This window comes from Labrenzia sp. C1B70 (genome assembly GCF_000475395.1).
GTDB classification, from domain to species: Bacteria; Pseudomonadota; Alphaproteobacteria; order Rhizobiales; family Stappiaceae; genus Roseibium; species Roseibium algicola.
Genome location: NZ_AXCE01000062.1, coordinates 279,522 through 299,005 on the forward strand (window position 1 = coordinate 279,522; position 19,484 = coordinate 299,005).

At 60.7% G+C, this 19,484-nt stretch carries 18 protein-coding genes and 1 riboswitch; of the genes, 12 read left to right on the plus strand and 6 right to left on the minus strand.

The features are described 5' to 3' along the window. Positions 1-83 precede the first annotated feature (83 nt). From thrC to Q666_RS62200, 4 genes are read left to right on the plus strand one after another with little or no spacing between them, the layout of a single operon-like run. On the plus strand, positions 84-1,490 hold the full coding sequence (thrC, locus tag Q666_RS62185; protein WP_023002013.1) for a threonine synthase: 1,407 nt from the start codon (positions 84-86) through the stop codon (positions 1,488-1,490). A 4-nt stretch (positions 1,491-1,494) separates the two neighbouring features. Next, complete coding sequence (locus Q666_RS62190) at positions 1,495-2,784, plus strand: pitrilysin family protein (RefSeq protein ID WP_031269731.1); 1,290 nt, start codon at positions 1,495-1,497, stop codon at positions 2,782-2,784. A gap of 29 nt (positions 2,785-2,813) precedes the next feature. Next, positions 2,814-3,452, plus strand: a complete 639-nt coding sequence (locus Q666_RS62195; RefSeq protein WP_023002011.1) for a GNAT family protein — start codon at positions 2,814-2,816, stop codon at positions 3,450-3,452. 31 nt (positions 3,453-3,483) lie between these two features. Continuing rightward, complete coding sequence (locus Q666_RS62200; protein ID WP_023002010.1) at positions 3,484-6,393, plus strand: EAL domain-containing protein; 2,910 nt, start codon at positions 3,484-3,486, stop codon at positions 6,391-6,393. Between the two features lie 239 nt (positions 6,394-6,632). Here the strand turns inward: Q666_RS62200 and Q666_RS62205 are convergent, their stop codons facing one another. Genes Q666_RS62205 through ispH form a run of 4 tightly spaced genes read right to left on the minus strand, consistent with a single transcriptional unit; the run spans position 6,633 to position 10,012 of the window. Continuing rightward, positions 6,633-7,556: a diacylglycerol kinase family protein gene (locus Q666_RS62205; protein ID WP_208993949.1), complete on the minus strand. Its 924-nt coding sequence runs from the start codon at positions 7,554-7,556 to the stop codon at positions 6,633-6,635. A gap of 17 nt (positions 7,557-7,573) precedes the next feature. Then, complete coding sequence (gene rnhA, locus Q666_RS62210) at positions 7,574-8,044, minus strand: ribonuclease HI (protein WP_023002008.1); 471 nt, start codon at positions 8,042-8,044, stop codon at positions 7,574-7,576. Continuing rightward, positions 8,041-9,006, minus strand: a complete 966-nt coding sequence (thrB, locus tag Q666_RS62215) for a homoserine kinase (protein ID WP_023002007.1) — start codon at positions 9,004-9,006, stop codon at positions 8,041-8,043. Before thrB ends, rnhA begins: the two co-directional genes overlap by 4 nt. A 4-nt stretch (positions 9,007-9,010) precedes the next feature. After that, positions 9,011-10,012 carry a 4-hydroxy-3-methylbut-2-enyl diphosphate reductase gene (ispH, locus tag Q666_RS62220; protein ID WP_023002006.1) on the minus strand — a complete coding sequence of 334 codons (1,002 nt, stop codon included), beginning with the start codon at positions 10,010-10,012 and terminating at the stop codon, positions 9,011-9,013. A gap of 189 nt (positions 10,013-10,201) precedes the next feature. Between ispH and Q666_RS62225 the strand changes: the two genes are divergently transcribed. The 6 genes from Q666_RS62225 to gcvPB all read left to right on the plus strand — a co-directional run bounded on the left by Q666_RS62225 (position 10,202) and on the right by gcvPB (position 16,473). Continuing rightward, positions 10,202-10,786: a hypothetical protein gene (locus Q666_RS62225; protein ID WP_031269728.1), complete on the plus strand. Its 585-nt coding sequence runs from the start codon at positions 10,202-10,204 to the stop codon at positions 10,784-10,786. A 224-nt stretch (positions 10,787-11,010) separates the two neighbouring features. Beyond that, positions 11,011-11,103: riboswitch (glycine riboswitch) on the plus strand. A 182-nt stretch (positions 11,104-11,285) separates the two neighbouring features. Beyond that, positions 11,286-12,437 (plus strand): glycine cleavage system aminomethyltransferase GcvT, encoded by a 1,152-nt coding sequence (gcvT, locus tag Q666_RS62230; RefSeq protein WP_023002004.1) that lies wholly within the window; start codon positions 11,286-11,288, stop codon positions 12,435-12,437. Between the two features lie 26 nt (positions 12,438-12,463). After that, on the plus strand, positions 12,464-12,835 hold the full coding sequence (gene gcvH, locus Q666_RS62235) for a glycine cleavage system protein GcvH (protein WP_023002003.1): 372 nt from the start codon (positions 12,464-12,466) through the stop codon (positions 12,833-12,835). 3 nt (positions 12,836-12,838) lie between these two features. Continuing rightward, positions 12,839-13,324, plus strand: a complete 486-nt coding sequence (locus Q666_RS62240; protein ID WP_023002002.1) for an OsmC family protein — start codon at positions 12,839-12,841, stop codon at positions 13,322-13,324. Between the two features lie 213 nt (positions 13,325-13,537). Further along, positions 13,538-14,884: an aminomethyl-transferring glycine dehydrogenase subunit GcvPA gene (gene gcvPA / locus Q666_RS62245; RefSeq protein ID WP_031269726.1), complete on the plus strand. Its 1,347-nt coding sequence runs from the start codon at positions 13,538-13,540 to the stop codon at positions 14,882-14,884. Continuing rightward, on the plus strand, positions 14,881-16,473 hold the full coding sequence (gene gcvPB / locus Q666_RS62250) for an aminomethyl-transferring glycine dehydrogenase subunit GcvPB (RefSeq protein ID WP_023002000.1): 1,593 nt from the start codon (positions 14,881-14,883) through the stop codon (positions 16,471-16,473). The genes gcvPA and gcvPB overlap by 4 nt, the downstream gene beginning before the upstream one ends. A 64-nt stretch (positions 16,474-16,537) precedes the next feature. Here gcvPB and Q666_RS0134275 read toward each other — a convergent pair whose 3' ends face one another. Beyond that, on the minus strand, positions 16,538-17,353 hold the full coding sequence (locus Q666_RS0134275) for a methyltransferase domain-containing protein (protein ID WP_023001999.1): 816 nt from the start codon (positions 17,351-17,353) through the stop codon (positions 16,538-16,540). A 196-nt stretch (positions 17,354-17,549) separates the two neighbouring features. On the opposite strand from Q666_RS0134275, the gene Q666_RS62255 reads away from it, so the two are divergent. Together Q666_RS62255 and Q666_RS62260 are read left to right on the plus strand one after the other, a co-directional pair. Further along, positions 17,550-18,017, plus strand: coding sequence for a MarR family winged helix-turn-helix transcriptional regulator (locus Q666_RS62255; RefSeq protein ID WP_023001998.1), 468 nt, complete (start codon positions 17,550-17,552; stop codon positions 18,015-18,017). 22 nt (positions 18,018-18,039) lie between these two features. Then, positions 18,040-18,684, plus strand: a complete 645-nt coding sequence (locus Q666_RS62260) for a cysteine hydrolase (protein ID WP_023001997.1) — start codon at positions 18,040-18,042, stop codon at positions 18,682-18,684. A gap of 42 nt (positions 18,685-18,726) precedes the next feature. Here the strand turns inward: Q666_RS62260 and Q666_RS62265 are convergent, their stop codons facing one another. After that, a complete protein-coding gene (locus Q666_RS62265) occupies positions 18,727-19,431 on the minus strand; it encodes a glutathione S-transferase family protein (RefSeq protein ID WP_023001996.1) in 705 nt (234 codons plus the stop codon). Positions 19,432-19,484: the final 53 nt, after the last annotated feature.

Below are 19,484 nucleotides of genomic sequence, written 5' to 3' on the forward strand. Positions count from 1 at the left end.
GATCCTTCTCGCATCAGAGGTCTGGCAAACAGGCAGGGGACGCGGGCGTCCCGCGACAAACAAAGCAAGAGGAACGTTGCGCGGTGAAATACATCAGTACGCGTGGTGAAGCACCAGTTCTGGAATTTTCCGATGTCCTGCTACAGGGGCTCGCACGCGACGGCGGACTTTATTTACCCGAAACCTGGCCGCAATTTGATGCCGACACCATCGCGTCTTTCGCCGGTAAACCCTATCAGGATGTTGCCTTCGAGGTTATTTCGCCCTTCGTGGCCGGCGCCATTCCCGAAGACGATCTGAAGTCCATGATTGCAGAAGCCTATGATGGCTTCCGCCACCCGGCCGTGACGCCGCTTGTCCAGACCGGACCGAACACTTTCATCCTTGAACTCTTCCACGGCCCGACGCTGGCGTTCAAGGACGTCGCGATGCAGCTGCTTGGCCGGATGATGGACTATGTCCTGACCGAGCGCGGCCTGCGCGCGACCATTGTCGGCGCAACTTCCGGAGACACCGGCGGCGCCGCCATTGAGGCCTTCCGCGGGCGCGAGCGCACCGATATCTTCATCCTGTTTCCCGACGGACGCGTTTCCAGCGTGCAGCGCCGCCAGATGACGACCCCGGCGGAAAAGAACGTTCATGCCCTGGCACTAAACGGCGACTTTGATGATTGCCAGGCCATCGTCAAAGGCATGTTCAACCATTTCTCCTTCCGCGACAGGGTTGCCCTTTCCGGCGTCAATTCGATCAACTGGGCGCGGATCCTGGCGCAGATCGTCTATTATTTCGTCGCAGGCGCTGCCCTTGGCGCGCCGTATCGCAAGATCTCCTTCACGGTGCCGACCGGCAACTTCGGTGATATTTTTGCCGGCTATGCCGCCATGCAGATGGGGCTTCCCGTCGAGAAGCTGGTGGTGGCGACCAATGTCAACGACATCCTGGCGCGGACACTCAAGACCGGGCGTTATGAAAAGCGCGGCGTGACGCCGACCATTTCTCCGTCCATGGACATCCAGGTGTCCTCCAATTTCGAGCGGCTTCTGGCGGAGGTTTGCGGACGCGATGGCGCGGCAGTCCGGCGCATGATGAACCAGTTGAGCCAGTCCGGCAGTTTCGAGATCGAGGAAGGTCCGCTCCGCGCCATGCGCGCGGTCTTCGGCGCAGGCCGTTGCAACGAGGACGAAACGGCATCGACCATTGCCGAACTGTGGAACGAGGCAGGCTATTTGCTGGACCCGCACACGGCAATCGGTGTCCATGTGGCGAAAGACCATGATAACGGCGAGACACCGATGGTGGTGTTGGGCACGGCGCATCCGGCCAAATTCCCGGATGCGGTGGAAAGGGCTTCAGGAAACCGGCCGGAGCTGCCGGAAAACCTGAAGGATATGATGACTGCGGAGGAGCGCCAGCAGGTTCTGGCGGCGGATCAGGGCGTGGTGGAGCGATACATCGAAGATCACGCCCGGGCCGTTACTGCTGGGGTGTGAGCATATGAAAGTACAAACAACAATCCTCGATAACGGGATGACGGTCGTCACCGACCAGATGCCTCATCTGAAAACGGCGGCTCTTGGCGTGTGGGTGCGAACCGGATCCCGCGCGGAGAATGTGCATCAGAACGGGATAACCCATCTTCTGGAGCATATGGCCTTCAAGGGCACCAAGACCCGCACGGCGCGTGGCATCGCAGAAGAGATCGAGGCCGTCGGTGGTGAGCTGAACGCTTCCACAAGCATCGAACACACCAATTACTACGCGCGTATCCTGGCTGAGGACACGCCGCTTGCGGTCGATATTCTCGCTGACATCCTGCAGAATTCCACATTCGATGCTCAGGAACTGACGCGCGAACAACATGTGATCCTTCAGGAAATCGGCGCGGCAAACGACTCCCCCGACGATCAGGCTTTCGACCTGTTCCAGGAAACCGCCTGGCCGGACCAGGCCATCGGACGGCCGATCCTCGGAACGCCGGAAACGGTGCAGGGGTTCAACCGCGACGCACTCAACGCCTATCTCGCTGATCGCTACCGGGCACCCGACATGGTGCTGGCCGCTGCCGGCGCGGTTGATCATGAAGAGCTTGTCGCTCTTGCCCGCGAGAAGTTCGGTGGTTTCAACTCCGAGCCTGCAGCTCCGGAATCCGAAGCACGCTACCGCGGCGGCGAAACCCTTCGGCCGAAGGAACTTATGGAAGCACAGGTTCTGATCGGTTTCGAAGGCCGGCCCTACAAGTCCAAGGACTATTACGCCATCCAGATCCTGGCATCGGTCCTGGGCGGTGGCATGTCCTCGCGCCTGTTCCAGGAAATCCGCGAGAAGCACGGCCTTTGCTACGCCATCTACAGCTTCCACTGGGCGTTTTCCGATACCGGACTGTTCGGCCTGCATGCGGCCACCAGCCAGGAAGACCTGGCTGCGCTGATGCCGATGATCGTGGACGAACTGATCGCCGCCACCCAGACGATCACCGACGAGGAAGTCGCCCGCTCCAGGGCGCAGATCCGCGCGGGACTGATGATGGCGCTGGAAAGCCCGGCAGCCCGCGCCGGACAGATTGCCCGTCAGATCCTCGTGCACAACCGCGTGCTCGATCCGGACGAGATTTCCTCGAAGATCGAAGCGGTGACGGCTGCCGATATCCGCAGGGTCGCGCACGAGACTTTCGTGGGCACGGTGCCGACCCTGACTGCGATCGGGCCGGTTGACGGTATCATGACTGCGGACGAACTCGCAGGACGGCTTCAGCAAAGCCCGGTCCTGCGGGCCGCATCCATGTAAGTCGGACAGAACAAGGCGGAGAGTGGGGCATGGCGCTGTTACGGCCGGGAGCAACACCTGACGCCGAACTCCTGATCGAGGCCGGCGGTTATTATCTTCGCCCGCCGATCATGTACGACTTCAAGCCCTGGGCGGAACTTCGCGGCGAAAGCCGGGCCTTCCTGAAACCCTGGGAACCGCTCTGGCCGTCCGATGACCTCACCCGAACCGGCTTTCGCCGCCGCTTGCGCCGCTATTCGAAGGACCGCAAGGAAGGGCGCAGCCTGTCGTTCCTTCTGTTTCGCGCGCGCAGCAACGAGATCCTCGGCGGACTGACACTCAGTAATATCCGCAGGGGTGTCAGCCAGACTGCGACACTTGGCTACTGGATGGGCGAGCGGCACGCCGGAAAAGGACATATGTCCTCGGCTGTCGCCATGATCTTGCCGTTTTGTTTCGACGTGTTGAACCTTCATCGTATTGAAGCGGCATGTCTGCCAACGAACATGCCGTCCATCCGTCTGCTCGAAAATGCCGGGTTCCACCGGGAAGGCTACGCACGCAACTATCTGTTAATTAACGGGACCTGGCAGGATCATCTTCTGTTTGCCTGTTTGGCGGAAGACCATGCGTCGCGACCTGAAAAGGTGGCACCGAGCGTCGAGGGAATCTTGAAAGAATTCTTGTGACATGCGCCACAACCCGGTACTTCTTCGCCCCATGTCGATTGTGATACCGGATCCGAAAACAAGCGTGATCAGAAACCTTGTCATTGCTCTGACGTTGTTTGCAACGTTGCTTGCCACCCTGCCTGCGCGGGCGCTGGAGCCGATCCCTGTTCCGATCGACGTCGAAGCACTGGACATCACCAATTCCGTCGACTTGCATCGCGAAGCCGGCACCCGGCTGCAGGTGTCGACCGCACCGGGTGCGGACGGCATCGTGCGCCGTATCGAGGTTCCCTCCCGCGATGGTACCAACACCAACTGGGCGGTGTTTGCGCTGGCCAACACCAGCGATGAACAGATCGACCGGCTGATCGTTGCGCCAAATTACAAGCTGGTCGGCTCCGACCTCTTCTGGCCGGATCTCGGTTCCTCGCGCATTCTGGCGATCACACCAAGCCAGGGCATCGCTCCCGAACGTCAGAAAAGCCTTGAGGCAGACGTCTTCCTGGTCACGCTCGATCCGGGGTCGATCGTCACCTTCGTCGCGGAAATGACGACGCCGAACCTGCCGGAAATCCGGATCTGGGAACCGGACGTCTACGAGGAAACCGTCAACGCCTACACGCTCTACCGTGGCATCATTCTGGGCATCTCCGGCCTGCTAGCCCTGTTCCTCACCATCTTGTTCGTGGTCAAGGGCACGGTCATGTTCCCGGCCACCGCGGCACTTGCCTGGTCGGTGCTGGCCTATCTGTGCATCGATTTCGGCTTCTGGGGCATGGTGTTCAATCTGGAGGGTGGCGGCAGCCAGCTTGCGCGCGCCTGCGCCGAGGTCATGCTCGCGGCCAGCTTGATCATCTTCCTGTACGCCTACCTGAACCTCAACCGCTGGAACATTCATTATTCCCATCTGGCGCTCACGACGCTGATCCTGATCCTGGGTCTGCTTGGCGTTGCCGTTTGGGATCCCTCGATTGCAGCCGGCATCGCCCGTCTTGCGCTGGCCATCATCGGCTTGCTCGGGTTCGTCACCATCGCGGTGCTGGCCTTCCAGCACTATGACCGCGCCATCCTGCTGATCCCGACCTGGTGCCTGCTGATGGCCTGGCTGGTCGGGGCGGCGATGACCGTAACTGGATATCTGTCCAACGACATCGTCCAGCCCGCGCTCGGCGGTGGTCTTGTTCTCATCGTGCTGCTGATAGGCTTCACGGTGATGCAGCACGCCTTTGCGGGCGGTGCGATTGCACAGGGGCTTATCTCCGATGTCGAACGCAAGGCACTGGCCCTGACCGGTGCCGGTGACATCATCTGGGACTGGGACATCGACCGCGACCGCATCTACACGGGCAACGAGGTTGAAGACCTGCTCAACCTGAAGCGTGGCACCCTGGAAGGGCCTGCGCGTGACTGGCTGGACATCCTGCATCCCCAGGACCGTGACCGGTTCCGGGCGACGCTCGACGCGGTCATCGATCAGCGTCGCGGCAAGGTAACCCAAACCTTCCGTCTGCGCTCAGAAGACGGTCACTTCCGCTGGTTCCGCCTGCGGGCCCGGCCAATCATCGGATCGGACGGCGAGGTGATCCGATGCGTGGGCACGCTCCTGGACGTGACCGAGGAGCGCACGGCGGAAGAACGCCTTCTGCACGATGCCGTCCACGACAATCTGACCGGCCTGCCGAACCGCGAACTCTTCGTCGACCGCTTGCGCACCAGCGTCATCCGGTCGCGTGCGGAAGAAACCTCCAAGCCGACCTTGCTCGTGCTCAATCTTGATCGCTTCAAGCAGGTCAACGACAGCATTGGTCTGTCTGCCGGCGACAGCATTCTCTTGACGGTGGCGCGTCGTCTCGGCCGACTGATCGGCCAGCAGGATACGCTGGGACGTCTTTCCGGCGACCAGTACGGCCTTGTTCTCCTGTCCGAGCAGGAGCCGGACCGGATTGTTGCGCTGGCGGATTCGCTGCGCAAGGCGGTCCGCGCACCGATCACCTTCGGCGACCGGGAGATCTTTCTGACCTGCTCCGTCGGCATTGCCTTCTTCGAAGGTGGCAAACAGGCGGTCGAGGACATGGTCACCAATGCGGAGATCGCCCTCAATCACGCCAAGCGCCTGGGTGGCGATCGCCAGGAAGTGTTCCGTCCGATCTTGCGCCCGCTCGACAAGAACATCGTCGATCTGGAAGCCGACCTGCGCGAAGCGATCAAGAAGGAAACGCTGGGTGTCTACTTCCAGCCGATCATCCGGTTGGAAGACCAGGCGGTAGCCGGCTTCGAAGTGCTGGCACGCTGGAACCATGCCAAGCGCGGCAAGATTTCACCTTCGGAATTCATTCCCGTCGCAGAGCAGTCCGGTCTCATCAACGAACTGGGCATCTACATGCTCGACAAGGGCGCACAGCAGCTGGCGTTCTGGCAACGCGAGTTCCCGATGCAGCAGCCTTTGTTCGCTTCGGTGAATCTCTCGTCGCGTCAGCTGTTGAAACAGGACCTGATCAACGATGTGAAGGCCGTTCTGTCGAGAACATCGCTGGCACCGGGAACCTTGAAGCTGGAACTGACGGAATCACTCGTCATGTCCAACCCGGAATATTCCGCAAAGGTACTCGAGCGACTTCGCGGGCTGGGGGCAGGCCTGTCCCTCGACGACTTCGGCACCGGTCATTCCTCGTTGTCCTATCTTCAGCGGTTTCCGTTCGACACGATCAAGATCGACCAGTCCTTCGTCAAACCCAACGGGTCTTCCGCCCGGCCGGTCCTGCTCAGGACAATCGTCGCCATGGGGCATGACCTTGGCATGTCGGTCGTTGCCGAAGGAGCGGAGAGCGAGAACGATGCGCTGGAGCTCTACCAGCTCGGCTGCGAATACGCTCAAGGCTTCTACTTCGGCGAGGCTGTCACAGCGGCGGAAGCCACCAAGATCCTGCGCAAGATGCCGGCGGAAGCCGAAACGGCCTGATTTTGGCCGGCACCTATCGTGCCGGCTGATCTTGCGTCAGGGGCTCTGACAGCAGTTTCCCACACACTCCGTCATGCCATGGCTCGTCCATGGCATCCATGCCGTGCGCTATCCAGCCGCAAGGGCTTCGGGGTCGCCGAGGTCACGAATTGGATTGCAGGGGCAAGTCCTGCAATGACAGAGGGAGTTGATGTCGTTGGGGTTGGAAGGCGAGGAGGCGATGCCGCGCCGTTTCCGCGTCAAGGTGCCAGGATGGGAACGGTCTTGTCCGTTTGCCGGATTTCCAGCGGCGTTGCACCGAAGGGATCGCCGTCCACCTGTGCAGCCACGGCACCTGTTGCCAGAATGGAAGCCGTTTTGAACGGGCGCACCAAAGCGCCCTTGGCTTTGTGGATGCGGCCCATCAAGAGCGCGACACCGTAGCAGAAGGACGACCAGGGGTCGTCCCTTTCCAGAACCAGCATATGCAGGCCGGGATCGGTCGCCCCGCCGGGACAGATGACAAAGGGGCCGCCATAGTGGCGGGCGTTGCTGGCTACCGCGAGTTTGCCGGTCAGCTCTTCACCGTCCAGGATAACTTTCAGCGAGGCGCTCTTGCGTTTGAAACCGGTCCGAAGCGCTGTGATGACATAGGCGAGCTTGCCAAGGCGCCGTTTCAGGGAAAGCGGCACGGCGTGAACGACTTCGGCATCGAACCCGGCAGAGGCCATCAGTACAAAAGGCCTGCCGTTGGCAAGGCCATAGTGCAACTGCCTGGTCTTGCCGCGTCGGATCAGCTCGGCAATTGCCTTCGTATTGCGCGGGAGGCCAAGTTCAAGGGCAAGCACATTGGCGGTGCCGAAGGGAATGATGCCCAGTTGCGGCGGGGCGGGGTGGTTCTGAAATCCGGTCAGGGCCTCGTTGACGGAGCCGTCTCCGCCGGCGACCACCAGCGTCTGCACAGGTAGCGAGGGATCCGCGCAGATGTCGCCGATCTCGCCTGCGCGTCTCGTCAACCGGATCTCGGTCTTGCATCCGAGATCTTCCAGGCGATTGCGCACGTCATCCAGAAATTCGGCGCTATAGCCACCCGAGGTCGGGTTGGCCACGATCAGAACCTTTCCGGCCATATCCGGAACCATTGTGCGCACTGCTGCTGCGCCGGACCACCAGAAAAGTCTCACTCAAAATCCTCTGCTCATCAGACAGGATTCGTTTTTTCGCCGCTCTTATACGGGGCCATTCCGCCGCGCGCCAGTTCATCTGCGCGTTCATTGTCCGGATGGCCGGCATGTCCCTTGACCCAGTGCCAGGTAACGTCATGACGTTCCCTTGCGGCGTCAAGAGCTTGCCAGAGATCCGCATTCTTTACCGGCTTGTTGGCAGCCGTGCGCCAATTCTTGCGCTTCCAGCCGTACATCCATTCCTTGATGCCGCTGCGCACGTATGTGCTGTCGGTATAAAGGTCGACCGCACAAGGGCGCTTGAGGGCATTCAGCGCCTCAATGGCGGCCATCAGCTCCATACGGTTGTTGGTGGTTTCCGACTCGCCCCCGGAAAGCTCTTTCTCGTGCTCCCCGAACCGCAGGATGACACCCCAGCCGCCCGGGCCAGGATTGCCGGAACAAGCGCCGTCCGTATAGATCGTGACCCGGTTGTTGCTCTCCGTCATCGCTCCAACCCGTAGGCCTGCGTGGAGGAAATGCTCTGGTGGAAGCGGAGCTTCTTCAGATATTCCAGCGGATCCTTCGGCGTAACCAGCGCACCTTCCGGCACGCTCAGCCAGTCATAGAGCCGTGTCAGCAGGAAACGCAGGGCCGCACCCCGGCAAAGGGTCGGCAAGGCATCGTATTCAGCCTCGCTCAACGGTCGCACGGCGGCATAGCCCTTGAGCAGGGCCTTTGCCTTGGTCACGTTGAACGACATGTCCTGCTCGAAGCACCATGCGTTGAGACAGATGGCAATGTCATAGGCAAAGGCATCGTTGCAGGCGAAATAGAAATCGATCAGCCCGGAAAGTTCGTTGCCCAGAAAGAACACGTTGTCGGGAAACAGATCCGCATGGATCACCCCGCCCGGAAGGTCCCTGGGCCAGACCTTTTCCACATGGTCCAGCTCGCTGGCGATCTCTGCACCGAGACCGGGATGAACCGTATCGCTGCGCTCCCCGCATTGATCGAACAGGGGCCGCCAGCCGCTGACGTCGAGTGCGTTCTTGCGGAACCCGTCGTAATCGGCGCCGTCCAGGTGCAACTCTGCCATGGCCCGGCCCAGCTCGGCGCAATGATCCACTTTGGGCCGCTTGACCCACATGCCGTCCAGAAAGGTGACCAGCGCGGCCGGTCGGCCGGCGAGTGTGCCCAGAAGTTTGCCGTCCCTCGAAGGGACCGGCGTCGGACAGGACAGGCCCTTTGCGGCCAGATGCTGCAGTAGGTTCAAAAAATAAGGCAGATCGTCCGGGTTCACGCGCTTTTCGTACAGCGTCAGGATGTAGGACGCCTTGTCCGTGTGGACCAGGAAGTTGCTGTTCTCCACGCCTTCGGCAATGCCCTTGAATGACAACAGACGTCCGACATCGTAGCTGCCGATGAAGTCGTTCAGTTCCTCATCGGTTACTTCGGTATAAACAGCCATGGGGTTATCCGGCAGCGGCCTGGGAGGAGGCGATCATCTCGCGCAGCTCCCGCGGCAGGTTGAAGGAAATCGTTTCTTCGGCAGTACGCACCGTCTCGACGTTGACGTCGAACCGGTCGGCAAATGCCGCGATGATTTCCTCTACCAGGGTCTCGGGGGCCGATGCGCCTGCTGTCAGACCCAACGACGTGATACCTTCGAAATCGTGCCAGTCGATGTCGCTTGCGCGCTGGATCAGCACTGCAGTCCTGCACCCGGCCCGTTCCGCAACTTCACGCAGGCGTTGCGAGTTGGAGGAGTTCGGGGCGCCGACAACGATCATTGCGTCGACCTTTGGCGCCACATGCTTGACCGCTTCCTGACGGTTGGTGGTTGCGTAGCAGATGTCCTCCTTGTGCGGAGCGACAATCTGCGGGAACCGGTCCTGCAGCACAGCCACGATCCCGGCCGTGTCGTCCACGGACAAGGTGGTCTGGGTAATATAGGCGAGGGGGCGGTCGGTCTTCGGCGTGAAGGCACGCGCGTCGTCTTCAGTCTCGATCAGGCTGACGGTGCCCTCGGGCAATTGGCCCATGGTGCCGATCACTTCAGGATGCCCCGCATGGCCGATCAGCAGAATCTCGCGGTCCCGGCGAAAATGGATTTCCGCTTCCTTGTGGACCTTCGAGACCAGAGGACAGGTGGCGTCGAGATAGAACATCTTGCGGCTCTGGGCGTCTTCCGGGACGGATTTCGGGACGCCGTGCGCAGAGAAGATCACCGGTCTGTCGGTGTGCCCGGCCGGTATTTCTTCCAGCTCTTCCACGAACACAGCGCCCTTGGCCTTCAGCCCGTCCACCACGAACTTGTTGTGCACGATCTCGTGACGGACGTAGACCGGACTGCCGTATTTTTCCAGGGCGAGTTCCACGATCTGGATCGCGCGATCGACACCGGCGCAGAACCCTCGGGGCGCGCAAAGGTGAATGGCAAGCGGTGTTTTTTCCTGTTTGCTCTCGGTCATCATGCTCTTTCGAGGATCGTTTCTGCGCGCAATAAGGGCTCGCAGCCACGCTGTGTCAAGGGATGTGCGGCAAGCTGAACCAATTCAGCCACAATGAGCTGCTTGAAGGTTTGCGTTTGACAAGCCTCGCCAAGCAATTCTTCACCTGCTATGAAGCTCCGCCGACAATTGTTGCATTTTTATGGAATGAAGATGATCAGTGCGATTCCCGCCGTCTCCGGCAAGACCCTGAAGACAATTATGGCCGTGGGCCTTTCCGCCGCGGCTCTTGCGGGGTGTATGAGTGCCGCTGACGGTGTTGCGGGCAAGGTTATTTCCGGTGGCCAGCAGCCGATCGAGATTTCTCCTGAGACCTTCGCCCCGCCGGTTCCCTGTCCTGCGCTGCAGCTTCAGTCCAACACCTTCCTGATCCGCAAGTACGTTCGCGGCAAGGACGATGACCCGCAGGGTCTGCTTTACCAGGCCACCGTCAAGGATTGGGCCAACACCTGCACGCAGCAGCCGGACGGTAGCCGCCGCATGAAGCTGGGCCTGTCCGGCGATGTCACCTCCGGTCCTGCCTGGAAGGGCGGCGAAGTGGTTCTGCCGATGCGCGTCGCCATTGTGCCCGGCGGCAGCGGAGCCAAGCCGCTCAGCTCCGAGATCGTGAAAATTCCGGTCACGCTTGGAGCGAACTCGCCAAGCGAAACCTGGACGCTGATCGAAGAGAAATTCACGATCCCGGCAGGTGCGGACGCCAAGGTTGTCTTCGGCTTTGACGAAGGCCGTCGCCGCTAAGGCCCGGCCACGCACGCAGCACATCAGGTTCGACTGAATTTGAGGCCTGGCCGGGAAGATGGAAGCCGGCCGGCCATTGATCGTGCACACCTTGCAAGTCGATGCCTAAAATTGTGCACCGGCAAAATTGCGGGGGCTGCATGTCGCATATTGACAAGACTATGTCTGCCTCGCACAATCCGGCCCCAATCGGGGTCGTCCCCCGGTTGGCGTGGAAACACGTCAATGTTTATGCGGGAGAGGCCGGGTGAAAGGATCCTGGCGCCGAAGGAGCAACCGCCCCGGAAACTCTCAGGCAGAAGGACCGCATGAACTGCAACGCTCTGGAAAGCAGTGCTCCGCAAGTGGGTTTGCGGACTGCTCACCGAAGGAGTAACCGAAAGGCGTCATCGGCGCCGGTCGGGAAATCTCTCAGGTACTCGGACAGAGGGGGTGCAGACGGATCAGGACCCATGCGGGCCGGTTCGGGACTGCGCAACCCCGAATACGAGGACCGTTCATGGCGGAAACCGTTGCAGACGAAGATCTGAAACAAACGCCTCTTCACGACCTTCATGTGGAACTGGGTGCACGCATGGTGCCGTTTGCCGGCTATTCCATGCCCGTGCAGTACAAGGCCGGCATCATGGCCGAGCACCAGCAGACCCGCACGAAGGCCGGCCTTTTTGACGTCTCCCACATGGGCCAGGCCCTGTTGATCGGTCCCGATCACGAAACGACGGCCCGGGCTCTGGAAGCGCTGACCCCGTCCAATTTCGTCGAACTTGGCCACGGCCGTCAGCGCTACACGGTGCTGCTCAACGACGAAGGCGGCATTATCGACGATCTGATGGTCACCCGGCCGCTGTCCGAAGCAGAAGACGGCAAGCTGATGCTGGTGGTCAATGCCTCCCGCAAGGATGTCGACTACGCCCATTTCCGCGACAGACTGCCTGAAAACGTGACCCTTGAAGTGATCGACGATCGTGCATTGATCGCGGTTCAGGGACCGGAAGCCGTGGCTGCGGTCGCAGCACATGCGCCCAAGGCGGCCGAACTTGGCTTCATGGCCGCCGCACCGATGGAGTTTGACGGAATCGACTGCCACGTTGCCCGTGCCGGCTATACCGGCGAGGACGGCGTGGAGATGTCCGTGCCTGCCGGTGCTGCTGAAGCGATTGCCCGTGCACTGCTCGCCGACGACAGGGTCGAACCGATTGGGCTCGGGGCTCGCGACAGCCTGCGTCTTGAGGCAGGGCTGTGCCTCTACGGACACGACATTGACGAGATGACGTCTCCCGTTGAGGGCGCCATCACCTTCTGCATGCAGAAGCGCCGCCGAGAAGAAGGGGGCTTTCCGGGCGCCGAACGCATTCAGGGTGAACTCGAAAAGGGACCGGGCCGTGTCCGCGTCGGCCTGCGCCTCGATGGCAAGGCACCTGCGCGGGAAGGAGCCGAGATCGCACTGCCCGACGGGCCGGTGATCGGCACCGTGACATCCGGCGGTTTCGCACCGACCGTGGGTGCCCCGATCGCAATGGGCTATGTCCCGGTGGAGCACTCCGAAACTGGCACGCCACTTGAATTGATCGTCAGAGGCAAGCGCTTGCCCGCTACCGTCGCGGACATGCCGTTTGTTCCGAACCGGTATTACCGCAAACCCAAAGCATAAATCTTTCCAGATAACGGACGCACAATATGACCACCTATTACTCCAAGGACCACGAGTGGATCGCCGTAGATGGCGACAAAGCCACCATCGGCATCACGACTTACGCGCAGGAGCAGCTCGGCGACGTCGTTTACGTCGAACTGCCGGAAGCCGGCAAGGCGCTGTCACAGGGCGATGAAGCCGCTGTCGTTGAATCCGTCAAGGCTGCCAGTGAAGTCTACGCTCCGATCGACGGTGAAGTCGTTGAAGCCAACGATGCGCTGGTGGACGAGCCGGCCAAGGTGAACGAAGATCCCGAAGGCGCTGCATGGTTCATCAAGATGACCGTCGGCAATGCGGATCAGCTGTCCGACCTGATGGACGCGGCAGCCTACAAGGCGTACGTGGAGACGTTGTAATTCATGGCAGGGCACTACTACACGGCACAGGTGGAATGGGCATGCGACGGCGACTATGCCGCAAACGCCTATTCCAGAGGGCACATCTGGCGTTTTGACGGTGGTCTGGAGATCCCGGCAAGCGCTTCGCCCACGGTGGTACCCCTGCCATATTCCATTGAGGCCGCCGTCGATCCGGAAGAGGCTTTCGTCGCCGCTATCTCGTCCTGCCACATGATGTCCTTCCTGGATCTTGCCCGGCGGGCGAATTTCGTTGTCGCCAGTTACAGCGACCGTGCCCAGGGCGAAATGAGCCGGGTGGCGCGGGGCAAGATGGCAATCACGAAAGTGGTGCTGCGGCCGGTTATCACGCTGGTTGCAGCCGAGGACCCGGATCCGACCTGGCTGACCGATCTGCATGAAAAGGCGCATGACGTCTGTTTCATAGCCAACTCCGTGAAGTGCGAGATCGTTGTGGAGCCCGAACCGCTCCGCCTTGTCGCACCGTGACTTTCCGGAACCGGCCGCACGAAGTCGCAGCCGGTTCCCTGTTCTGGATGGTGACCAGTTCTCTTCTCTGTGCGTCTGCACGGCGCCACCGCGCCGAGCAGGAAACGGGGAGCCCGTATCCGGAAGCTTGTCAGTTCTCCGGTTCCGGGCTGATGAAGCGAGAGCGTGGTTTTCGCCGGTCCGATTTTTGATCAAACCCTTGGGAGCTGCCTGATGCGCTACCTGCCTTTGAACGATACCGACCGCAGCGATATGCTCGCGCGGGTCGGCGTCAAATCCGTCGATGAACTCTTTGCGGACATCCCTGAAGACGTTCGCATGAAGGGTCTGCTCGACCTTCCCAAACGAGCCAGCGAAATGGAAGTGGAGCGCAAGCTCTCGGCCATGGCATCGAAGAACACTGCGGCCGGCTCCGTTCCGTTCTTCGTCGGCGCAGGTGCCTACAAGCACCATGTGCCGGCAACGGTCGACCACCTGATCCAGCGGTCGGAGTTCCTGACCTCCTATACGCCCTATCAGCCGGAAATCACGCAAGGTACGCTTCAGTACCTGTTCGAGTTCCAGACCCAGGTAGCGCGCCTTACCGCAATGGATGTCGCCAACGCGTCCATGTATGACGGCTCCACCGGCACGGGTGAAGCCGTGCTGATGGCGCACCGGGTGACCAAGCGCAACAAGGCCGTGCTTTCCGGCGGGCTGCATCCGCAGTACCGGGAAGTCGTCGAAGGCCTGTCCAACATGGCTGGCGATCGGGTCGTCAGCCTGCCGGCAGACCCGACGGGCACCGAAGACATCCTGTCACAGATCGATGACGAGACGTCTTGCGTTGTCGTCCAGTCGCCGTCGTTCTACGGCCAGCTGATCGACCTGAAGCCGATTGCCGAAAAGGCGCACCAGCACAAGGCGCTGCTGATCGCGGTCTTCACCGAAGTGGTGTCGCTCGGCCTGATCGAACCGCCGGGAACACAAGGCGCCGACATCGTGGTCGGTGAAGGCCAGTCCATCGGCAACGGCCTCAATTTCGGTGGTCCTTATGTCGGCCTCTTCGCCACCCGCCAGCAATATGTCCGCCAGATGCCGGGCCGGCTCTGCGGTGAGACGGTGGATGCGGAAGGCAAGCGCGGTTTCGTGCTGACGCTGTCCACCCGCGAGCAGCATATCCGCCGCGACAAGGCAACGTCGAACATCTGCACCAACTCCGGTCTCTGCTGCCTTGCCTTCACCATTCACATGTCGCTGCTGGGGCAGGCCGGGTTGACCAAACTCGCCCGCATCAACCACGGCAATGCGGTCAAGCTGAAGAAGCTTCTTGCCGGCGTGTCCGGTGTCGAGGTTCTGAACTCGGCCTATTTCAACGAGTTCACGATTGCGCTGCCGAAGGTGGCCGAGGACGTGGTCGAGCAACTGGCCGAACGGGGCGTTCTCGCTGGCCTGCCGGTTTCTCGACTGGAGCCGGGCAACAAGGATCTCGCGAACCTGTTGGTCGTCGCGTCGACCGAAGTCAATACGGATGAAGACCGCGCGGCCTTTGCGGACGCGCTGAAGGAGGTGCTGGCATGAGCATGAACACGCAAGGCCGCCCGACCGCAGCAGGTGATGCCGGGGATGCTTTCCGCCCGAAGACTTTCACCGGCAACCGTGGTCTCGATATGGAAGAGCCGCTGATTTTCGAATTCGGCTCGCTGGAAACAACCGGTGTCGATCTCGACGAGGACGAAAGCGCCGAGTTCGAGCTTGGCAGCTTCAAGCGCAAGGCCGAGATCGGTCTGCCTGGCCTCGCCGAACCGGAAGCCATGCGCCACTATGTGCGCCTGTCGCGGAACAACTATGCCATCGACAGCGGTCTCTATCCGCTCGGCTCGTGCACGATGAAGCACAATCCGCGCCTCAACGAGAAGATGGCCCGCCTGCCGGGCTTCGCGGACATCCATCCGCTTCAGCCGGTCTCCTCGGTGCCCGGCGCACTGGAACTGATCGATGCGCTTGCCCACTGGCTGATGGTGTCCACCAACACCTCCGCCGTTGCGATGAGCCCGAAAGCCGGTGCTCATGGCGAATTGTGCGGCATGATGGCGATCAAGGCAGCCCACACCGCTGCCGGCCGTGATCCGAAGATCGTTCTGGTGCCGGAAAGCGCTCATGGCACCAACCCGGCAACGGCAGCGCTCTTGGGTTACAAGGTCGTCAACATCGATGCCAAGGACGACGGGACCGTCGATCTGGAGGCACTGAAGAAGACCATTGCCGAACACGAAGGCAACATCGCCGGCATCATGCTGACCAACCCGAACACCTGTGGGCTGTTCGAACGGGAAGTGAAGCAGATCGCCGATCTGATTCACAAGGCAGATGCCTATTTCTACTGCGATGGCGCCAACTTCAACGCCATCGTCGGCAAGGCTCGCCCGGGGGATCTTGGCGTCGACGCCATGCATATCAACCTGCACAAGACCTTCTCGACGCCTCACGGCGGCGGTGGCCCGGGTTCCGGTCCGGTCGTCCTGTCCCAGAGACTGGCGCCTTTCGCGCCGCTGCCGTTCATCCGCAAGACGGAAAAAGGTGTAGAACTGGTCGAAACCGAAGCTGCCACCAAGGACGGCGAGCAGCCGTTCGGCCGCATGACCGCGTTCCACGGCCAGATGGGCATGTACGTGCGGGCTCTGTCCTACATGATGAGCCACGGCTCCGACGGTCTGCGGCAGGCGTCTGAAGATGCGGTGCTCAATGCGAATTATATTCGCATCGGCCTGCAGGACCTGATGAGCCTGCCCTTTGGCGAGCGTCCGTGCATGCACGAAGTGCTGTTCGACGACAGCTTCCTGAAGGACACCGGCGTGACCACGCTCGACTTCGCCAAGGCGATGATCGACGAAGGCTATCATCCGATGACCATGTACTTCCCGTTGGTTGTCCATGGCGCGATGCTGATCGAGCCGACGGAATCGGAAAGCCGGGCTGCGCTCGATCTTTTTGTCGCCACCATGCGCGATCTCGTGATGAGCGCAAAGCGCGGCGAAACGGAACGCTTCTCCGGTGCACCGTACCTTGCCCCGCGACGCCGTCTGGACGAAACGGGTGCAGCTCGCAAGCCGGTCCTGAAATGGACCGAGCCGGCTCCGGCCGAAGTGACCCCGGCTGCTGCCGAGTAGCACGTGGACGAATTTTCAAGGATGAAAACCCCGGCTTCGGCCGGGGTTTTTTGTTTCCTGTCGCTCAGGTGTGCGCTGTCACCACGTTGGAGACGTGAGGAAACCGGATTGCCTTGCCGTCAAAACAGGGGCCCAGTTCTTTCAGGAAATCATTGAAGCAGGCGTTCCTGTCGTCTTCGGATAGCCTGGAGAGCTTGTCTCCGGTATGCATGCCGCCCATGGCTCCGGCGGCATACGCACGGCCATCCGGGTGATGAAGCGTCAGTGAAACTGTCTCCAGTTGGATATCCAGAAACCCGGCTTCTTCAAAGTTCGATCGTATTTCTTCAGGGTCGGAGAGTTGGCAGATCGCACGAACGGCTGCCCCCGCCTCTGCGCCGACGTGTTTTTCCAATGCGGTTGCCTGCGCCATCAGCAGAGGATTTTCTGACAGACCGCGGGAAACGCAGAAGGCGACGCGGCCCCTGGGTGCCAGAACGCGGTGAAGTTCGCGCAGGGCTCCGACACGATCGGGGAAGAACTGCAAAGCCTGCTGACAGTACGCCAGGTCAAAGCCGCCATCAGGGAACGGCAGATCGCCTGCGGTCGCCTCGAACCATTCTGCGTCTATCCCGTTTACGCTGGCCTTTTCGGCTGCAACGGCCAGCATTCCCGCACTCATGTCCACGCCGGCCAGTTTTGCGAACCCGTTCCCAAGGCTCGCGACTTCACGGATTACCGCACCGGTGCCGCACGCAAGGTCCAGGATCCGGTCTTCGGTTTGGGGTGGTTGCCGTTGGAGCAGCTCTTGTGCCCAAGGCTGAAAGATCACCGGCACCATGACACTGTCGTATCGCTCGGCAAATGTTCCGTTTCGGGGGACGCCTTCCTGATTGCTCATGGTTCGCTCCAGACTACGAACGGGACCGGCAGTATAGCTCCAAACCCTCGCCAAGGCACGGAACCTGGTTTTCACCGGGATCGAAACGGCCGGCTTAGGGCCTTCGGTTCCAGCGTGATGACACACAGGGGCGTTCAAAAATCTTATTGACAATATAGATGTCAAAATGACATATAAATTGTCAAATGAGGTGCCTATGAAGAAGTCCGTCGAGCTTTATGAAATCATCCGCCTGATACGCCCCGTGCACCGCCGGCTTGCGCGGGCGGTGGAGGCCAAGCTGGAGGGAACCGGCGTGACCGTCGGTATGCGAGCGGTCATGGAAGTGCTGGAGGAGGCTGGGCCGATGGCGGTACCCGAGATCGGCCGGGCGCTGTTTCTTGCCCGTCAGCAGATCCAGCTCGTGATGAACGCTCTGGAAGAGCAGGGATTGGTCGAGCGCCGGGCCAATCCGGCGCACAAGCGATCACCACTGTTTGCCTTGAACGAAGCGGGGCACGACCGGTTCGGCGAAATCCGGGCACGGGAGACTGACGAAATCGAGACAGTCTGCGAGCTCTTCTCGGACGACGATCTGCGTTCCACGCAACGGGTGCTCTGCACCATGCTTGATCATTTTGCCGCGTTCGAGGATGACCCGGATCGGCCCAAGGCACTGGAATAATTTCACGAACAGGAGAGGTCACATGACCGGTATCTGGATTGCGGCCGGGCTCTGTGCCGCAGGTGTTGTCGCCTATATCGTTTATTGCCTGCGGCGGCTGGGAATGCCGACAAAGGGCGCAAGTATCGACAGGTCAATGCGGCCGGGCACAGCTCTGGTGGTCATCGACGTGCAGGAGGACTTCACCAGGAACACCGGCAAACACGCTTTTGACCCAGGCCAGAGAGACGCCGTGCTTGCCGAAATAGGGCGCCAGGTGGAAGTGCATCGGATGGCAGGCCACCAGGTCGCTTTCGTCAAGAATGTCTTCCGCGACTGGCCGGTGATCGTGGCCATGAAGATGTCGGCGGGCGGTATCGGCACACCGGGGCGAGACGGTTTGAAGCTCGACCGAACACTTGCTGTCGGCAATGCTCCGGTCTTTGAGAAGTCGATCGGTGACAGTTTCTCCAGTCCGCAATTTGAAGCCTGGCTTGAGGAAAAGCGGATCGGGCGGCTGGTCCTGGTTGGGCTTGATGCCTGTCACTGCGTTCAGCTGACCGCAAAAGGTGCGTTGAACCGGGGCTATGACGTCGAAATCAGGGATCCTGCGACACTAACCACGACGCCGGACAGATGGACGGACCTCAAAGGTGAGTTGGGCAAACTCGGCGCAGCCTTCGCCTGAAGCGGGCGCAGTCGGAGCCATGTCCGGCTGCGCTTGAAGGCCTCAGTGTGCGACCAGGAGTGATCGATCCCGGCTGCGCAAGTCGAGAAGTTGGGAGATCCAGCTATTTCGGTTTTGCAGAAAGGCGGTCAAAAGAGCTGGATAGTCCGCAGTGACTGCTTCTTGAACCGATGTACGGGCCGCAAGCTTGCTACGCCACGCAAGAACCCGGTCGAGGTCGTCAAACATTTCAAGCGTCAAGAACGTCTCAAAGACATCGAAATATCGGAACACCGGGGCGAAAGCCGCATCGACGAGCGAAAAGGCTCTGCCGGCGAAGAAGGGACCGTCCGGATCAAGTTCGCCTTCCAGATGACGGAACTTTGCACGAAGTGCTTCACCCGCAGCATAAAACCCGGTGTCGTCCCTGGCGTTGTAGAGCGCGCCGATACCGTTCAGGATCTGCGAGGCGAATTCGATATAGGCCCGGTGCCGCGCGCGTTCGGCAGGGTCCTCCGGGTGCAGTCGGCTCCCTTCTGTCTCGTCCAGGAATTCGACGATCGGGGCGGATTCGAAGAGATAGCGATCACCACCCAGTTTCAGCAGCGGCACCTTGCCGAGTGGTGAGGCCGCGCGGAACCAGTCAGGTTTGTCGGCAAGGTCGATGGTAACCCGGTCAAACGGAACATTCTTTTCATGAAGGACGATCGCCGCGCGCTGCACGTAAGGGCAAAGCGCATGGCTGATCAGGGTAAGTGTGTCGGGCATCTGGAAACTCCTTTTCATGCATCTGCATCAAGATGGATGCATATGCATGAAAA

Coding starts and splice junctions, on each gene's coding strand:
- Q666_RS62190 (WP_031269731.1), top strand. CDS start 1,495: ATGAAAGTACAAACAACAATCCTCGATAACGGGATGACGGTCGTCACC.
- Q666_RS62195 (WP_023002011.1), top strand. CDS start 2,814: ATGGCGCTGTTACGGCCGGGAGCAACACCTGACGCCGAACTCCTGATC.
- Q666_RS62200 (WP_023002010.1), top strand. CDS start 3,484: ATGTCGATTGTGATACCGGATCCGAAAACAAGCGTGATCAGAAACCTT.
- rnhA (WP_023002008.1), bottom strand. CDS start 8,044: ATGACGGAGAGCAACAACCGGGTCACGATCTATACGGACGGCGCTTGT.
- thrB (WP_023002007.1), bottom strand. CDS start 9,006: ATGGCTGTTTATACCGAAGTAACCGATGAGGAACTGAACGACTTCATC.
- ispH (WP_023002006.1), bottom strand. CDS start 10,012: ATGATGACCGAGAGCAAACAGGAAAAAACACCGCTTGCCATTCACCTT.
- Q666_RS62225 (WP_031269728.1), top strand. CDS start 10,202: ATGATCAGTGCGATTCCCGCCGTCTCCGGCAAGACCCTGAAGACAATT.
- gcvT (WP_023002004.1), top strand. CDS start 11,286: ATGGCGGAAACCGTTGCAGACGAAGATCTGAAACAAACGCCTCTTCAC.
- gcvH (WP_023002003.1), top strand. CDS start 12,464: ATGACCACCTATTACTCCAAGGACCACGAGTGGATCGCCGTAGATGGC.
- Q666_RS62240 (WP_023002002.1), top strand. CDS start 12,839: ATGGCAGGGCACTACTACACGGCACAGGTGGAATGGGCATGCGACGGC.
- gcvPA (WP_031269726.1), top strand. CDS start 13,538: ATGCGCTACCTGCCTTTGAACGATACCGACCGCAGCGATATGCTCGCG.
- gcvPB (WP_023002000.1), top strand. CDS start 14,881: ATGAGCATGAACACGCAAGGCCGCCCGACCGCAGCAGGTGATGCCGGG.
- Q666_RS0134275 (WP_023001999.1), bottom strand. CDS start 17,353: ATGAGCAATCAGGAAGGCGTCCCCCGAAACGGAACATTTGCCGAGCGA.
- Q666_RS62255 (WP_023001998.1), top strand. CDS start 17,550: ATGAAGAAGTCCGTCGAGCTTTATGAAATCATCCGCCTGATACGCCCC.
- Q666_RS62260 (WP_023001997.1), top strand. CDS start 18,040: ATGACCGGTATCTGGATTGCGGCCGGGCTCTGTGCCGCAGGTGTTGTC.
- Q666_RS62265 (WP_023001996.1), bottom strand. CDS start 19,431: ATGCCCGACACACTTACCCTGATCAGCCATGCGCTTTGCCCTTACGTG.